General features: G+C 56.8%; 3 rRNA genes. All 3 read left to right on the top strand.

What is annotated here, in order from left to right:
• Window positions 1–161: 161 nt before the first annotated feature.
• Window positions 162–1,682, top strand: a 16S ribosomal RNA gene (locus A5643_RS07485).
• Window positions 1,683–2,043: 361 nt separating this feature from the next.
• Window positions 2,044–5,175, top strand: a 23S ribosomal RNA gene (locus tag A5643_RS07490).
• Window positions 5,176–5,300: 125 nt separating this feature from the next.
• Window positions 5,301–5,414 (top strand): 5S ribosomal RNA (gene rrf / locus A5643_RS07495).
• Together the 16S, 23S and 5S rRNA genes form the textbook arrangement of a ribosomal RNA operon.
• Window positions 5,415–5,419: the final 5 nt, after the last annotated feature.

The raw sequence follows: 5,419 nt of genomic DNA on the forward strand, positions 1-5,419 counted from the left end.
CGGGTGTGTTGTTTGAGAACTCAATAGTGTGTTTGGTGGTTTTTGTTTGTTGTTGTTTTTTGCCATGCCTTCGGCGCCCCGTGTCGGGGGTGTGGTGTTTTTTGGTCCAGTTTGATTGGACTGTTTGTCAGGTATTTCTGAATGGCCTTTTTTGAAGGTTTTGTTTGGAGAGTTTGATCCTGGCTCAGGACGAACGCTGGCGGCGTGCTTAACACATGCAAGTCGAACGGAAAGGCCCCTTCGGGGGTGCTCGAGTGGCGAACGGGTGAGTAACACGTGGGTGATCTGCCCTGCACTTCGGGATAAGCCTGGGAAACTGGGTCTAATACCGGATAGGACCACATGTCGCATGGTGTGTGGTGGAAAGCTTTTGCGGTGTGGGATGGGCCCGCGGCCTATCAGCTTGTTGGTGGGGTTATGGCCTACCAAGGCGACGACGGGTAGCCGGCCTGAGAGGGTGTCCGGCCACACTGGGACTGAGATACGGCCCAGACTCCTACGGGAGGCAGCAGTGGGGAATATTGCACAATGGGCGGAAGCCTGATGCAGCGACGCCGCGTGGGGGATGACGGCCTTCGGGTTGTAAACCTCTTTCAGTCACGACGAAGCGCAAGTGACGGTAGTGACAGAAGAAGCACCGGCCAACTACGTGCCAGCAGCCGCGGTAATACGTAGGGTGCGAGCGTTGTCCGGAATTACTGGGCGTAAAGAGCTCGTAGGTGGTTTGTCGCGTCGTCCGTGAAATCCCATGGCTTAACTGTGGGCGTGCGGGCGATACGGGCAGACTGGAGTACTGCAGGGGAGACTGGAATTCCTGGTGTAGCGGTGGAATGCGCAGATATCAGGAGGAACACCGGTGGCGAAGGCGGGTCTCTGGGCAGTAACTGACGCTGAGGAGCGAAAGCGTGGGGAGCGAACAGGATTAGATACCCTGGTAGTCCACGCCGTAAACGGTGGGTACTAGGTGTGGGTTTCCTTCCTTGGGATCCGTGCCGTAGCTAACGCATTAAGTACCCCGCCTGGGGAGTACGGCCGCAAGGCTAAAACTCAAAGGAATTGACGGGGGCCCGCACAAGCGGCGGAGCATGTGGATTAATTCGATGCAACGCGAAGAACCTTACCTGGGTTTGACATGCACAGGACGCCGGCAGAGATGTCGGTTCCCTTGTGGCCTGTGTACAGGTGGTGCATGGCTGTCGTCAGCTCGTGTCGTGAGATGTTGGGTTAAGTCCCGCAACGAGCGCAACCCTCGTTCCATGTTGCCAGCGCGTGATGGCGGGGACTCATGGGAGACTGCCGGGGTCAACTCGGAGGAAGGTGGGGATGACGTCAAGTCATCATGCCCCTTATGTCCAGGGCTTCACACATGCTACAATGGCCGGTACAAAGGGCTGCGATGCCGTGAGGTGGAGCGAATCCTTTCAAAGCCGGTCTCAGTTCGGATCGGGGTCTGCAACTCGACCCCGTGAAGTCGGAGTCGCTAGTAATCGCAGATCAGCAACGCTGCGGTGAATACGTTCCCGGGCCTTGTACACACCGCCCGTCACGTCATGAAAGTCGGTAACACCCGAAGCCAGTGGCCTAACCCGTAAGGGAGGGAGCTGTCGAAGGTGGGATCGGCGATTGGGACGAAGTCGTAACAAGGTAGCCGTACCGGAAGGTGCGGCTGGATCACCTCCTTTCTAAGGAGCACCAGTAGTTGTTCCCCCGTGCCTCACATCGGTGAGGGGTTCACGGTTGGGAGAGAAATAGTGCCGGCGCCTGTAGTGGGTGTTCCGGTGGGTGCGCAACAACAAACCGCTCATCGTTGGTTGGTTTCCGTCCCCCTGGTGGGGTGGGGCTGGCTGGTGGGTGGTCACCAGGCACACTGTTGGGTCCTGAGGCAACACGCTTTTCGGTGTTGTCGCCTCACCGGTTTTGGTGTGGGGTGTGGTGTTTGAGTTGTGGATAGTGGTTGCGAGCATCTAGCAGATGAGCCCTTTGTGGGGGTTTGTTTGTTGGTGTGATTTTGTTTTTGTTTTTGAACACTTTTGGTTTTTGTGTTTGTAAGTGTTTAAGGGCGTATGGTGGATGCCTTGGCATCAGGAGCCGATGAAGGACGTGGGAGGCTGCGATATGCCTCGGGGAGCTGTCAACCGAGCGTAGATCCGAGGATGTCCGAATGGGGAAACCCAGCACGAGTGATGTCGTGTTACCCGCCGGTGAATATATAGCCGGTGGGGGGGAACGCGGGGAAGTGAAACATCTCAGTACCCGCAGGAAGAGAAAACAACAGTGATTCCGTTAGTAGTGGCGAGCGAACGCGGAGGATGGCTAAACCGCAGGCACGTGATACCGGGTAGGGGTTGTGTTTGTGGGGTTGTGGGAGTGTCGTGTCCGGGTCTACCTCACCTGGAGGGCAGTGAGAAAGTGTTGTGGTTAGCGGAAGTGGCCTGGGATGGTCTGCCGTAGACGGTGAGAGCCCGGTACGTGAAAACCCGACACCTGCCTTGCGGCGTTTTTCCCGAGTAGCAGCGGGCCCGTGGAATCCGCTGTGAATCTGCCGGGACCACCCGGTAAGCCTGAATACTTCCTGATGACCGATAGCGGACGAGTACCGTGAGGGAATGGTGAAAAGTACCCCGGGAGGGGAGTGAAATAGTACCTGAAACCATGCGCCTACAATCCGTCAAAGCCCTCTCCTTTGGGGTGGGGTGATGGCGTGCCTTTTGAAGAATGAGCCTGCGAGTCAGGGACACGTCGCGAGGTTAACCCGTGTGGGGTAGCCGCAGCGAAAGCGAGTCTGAATAGGGCGTATCCACTTGTGGTGTAGTGGCGTGTTCTGGACCCGAAGCGGAGTGATCTACCCATGGCCAGGGTGAAGCAGCAGTAAGATGCTGTGGAGGCCCGAACCCACTTAGGTTGAAGACTGAGGGGATGAGCTGTGGGTAGGGGTGAAAGGCCAATCAAACTCCGTGATAGCTGGTTCTCCCCGAAATGCATTTAGGTGCAGCGTCATGTGTTGCGTGCTGGAGGTAGAGCTACTGGATGGCCGATGGGCCCTACTAGGTTACTGACGTCAGCCAAACTCCGAATGCCGGCACGTTGTAAGCGTGGCAGTGAGACGGCGGGGGATAAGCTCCGTGCGTCGAGAGGGAAACAGCCCAGATCGCCGGCTAAGGCCCCTAAGCGTGTGCTAAGTGGAAAAGGATGTGCAGTCGCGAAGACAACCAGGAGGTTGGCTTAGAAGCAGCCACCCTTGAAAGAGTGCGTAATAGCTCACTGGTCAAGTGATTGTGCGCCGATAATGTAGCGGGGCTCAAGCACACCGCCGAAGCCGCGGCAATCCTCACCCTTGGGTGGGGGTTGGGTAGGGGAGCGTCCCCTCATCAGTGAAGTCATCGGGTGACCGGTGGTGGAGGTGTGGGGAGTGAGAATGCAGGCATGAGTAGCGATAAGGCAAGTGAGAACCTTGCCCGCCGAAAGACCAAGGGTTCCTGGGCCAGGCCAGTCCGCCCAGGGTGAGTCGGGACCTAAGGCGAGGCCGACAGGCGTAGTCGATGGACAACGGGTTGATATTCCCGTACCCGTGTGTGCGCGCCCATGACGAAACAGCGGTACTAACCACCCAAAACCGTGCTGACTTGATCCCTTCGGGGTGATGGCGGTGCGGGGCTGCGTGGGACCTTCGCTGGTAGTAGTCAAGCGATGGGGTGACGCAGGAAGGTAGCCGTACCAGTCAGTGGTAATACTGGGGCAAGCCCGTAGGAAGAGATCCAGGCAAATCCGGGTCTCACATATTCCGAGAGGTGATGCATAGCCGTATGAGGCGAATTCGGTGATCCTCTGCTGCCGAGAAAAGCCTCTAGCGAGCTCACACACGGCCCGTACCCCAAACCAACACAGGTGGTCAGGTAGAGAATACCAAGGCGTACGAGTGAACTATGGTTAAGGAACTCGGCAAAATGCCCCCGTAACTTAGGGAGAAGGGGGACCCACATACCGTCAACCGGTTCGCCCGGGGCAGCGGGAGTGGGTCGCAGAAACCAGTGAGAAGCGACTGTTTACTAAAAACACAGGTCCGTGCGAAGTCGCAAGACGATGTATACGGACTGACGCCTGCCCGGTGCTGGAAGGTTAAGAGGACCGGTTAGTGGACGTAAAGTCCGCGAAGCTGAGAATTTAAGCCCCAGTAAACGGCGGTGGTAACTATAACCATCCTAAGGTAGCGAAATTCCTTGTCGGGTAAGTTCCGACCTGCACGAATGGCGTAACGACTTCTCAACTGTCTCAACCATAGACTCGGCGAAATTGCACTACGAGTAAAGATGCTCGTTACGCGCGGCAGGACGAAAAGACCCCGGGACCTTCACTACAACTTGGTATTGATGTTCGATGCGGTTTGTGTAGGATAGGTGGGAGACTGTGAAACCCGCACGCCAGTGTGGGTGGAGTCGTTGTTGAAATACCACTCTGATCGTATTGAACCTCTAACCTCGAACCGTTTATCCGGTTCAGGGACAGTGCCTGGCGGGTAGTTTAACTGGGGCGGTTGCCTCCTAAAAAGTAACGGAGGCGCCCAAAGGTTCCCTCAACCTGGACGGCAATCAGGTGTTGAGTGTAAGTGCACAAGGGAGCTTGACTGTGAGACTGACACGTCAAACAGGGACGAAAGTCGGGACTAGTGATCCGGCACCCCCGAGTGGAAGGGGTGTCGCTCAACGGATAAAAGGTACCCCGGGGATAACAGGCTGATCTTCCCCAAGAGTCCATATCGACGGGATGGTTTGGCACCTCGATGTCGGCTCGTCGCATCCTGGGGCTGGAGCAGGTCCCAAGGGTTGGGCTGTTCGCCCATTAAAGCGGCACGCGAGCTGGGTTTAGAACGTCGTGAGACAGTTCGGTCTCTATCCGCCGCGCGCGTCAGAAACTTGAGGAAAACTGTCCCTAGTACGAGAGGACCGGGACGGACGAACCTCTGGTCCACCAGTTGTCCCACCAGGGGCACCGCTGGATAGCCACGTTCGGACAGGATAACCGCTGAAAGCATCTAAGCGGGAAACCCCTTCCAAGACCAGGTTTCTCACCCATTTAAGTGGGATAAGGCCCCCGCAGAACACGGGATCGATAGACCAGACCTACACCCGCAGCAATGCGTTTAGGGAACTGGCACTAACCGGCCGAAAACTTACCAACACACACCACGCAACCACACCCCACAACACACACCCACCCCACACCAAAAACAACCAGACCTTATTCACACCAAAAAAGGCCGACCCCCACCAAACCGGGGCCGGCACACACAAAAAGAATAGAGTTACGGCGGACACAGCGACAGGGAAACGCCCGGACCCATCCCGAACCCGGAAGCTAAGCCTGCCAGCGCCGATGATACTACCCAACCCGGGTGGAAAAGTAGGACACCGCCGAACACACA

It is taken from the genome of Mycobacterium sp. 1274756.6 (genome assembly GCF_001668625.1).
GTDB lineage: Bacteria > Actinomycetota > Actinomycetes > Mycobacteriales > Mycobacteriaceae > Mycobacterium.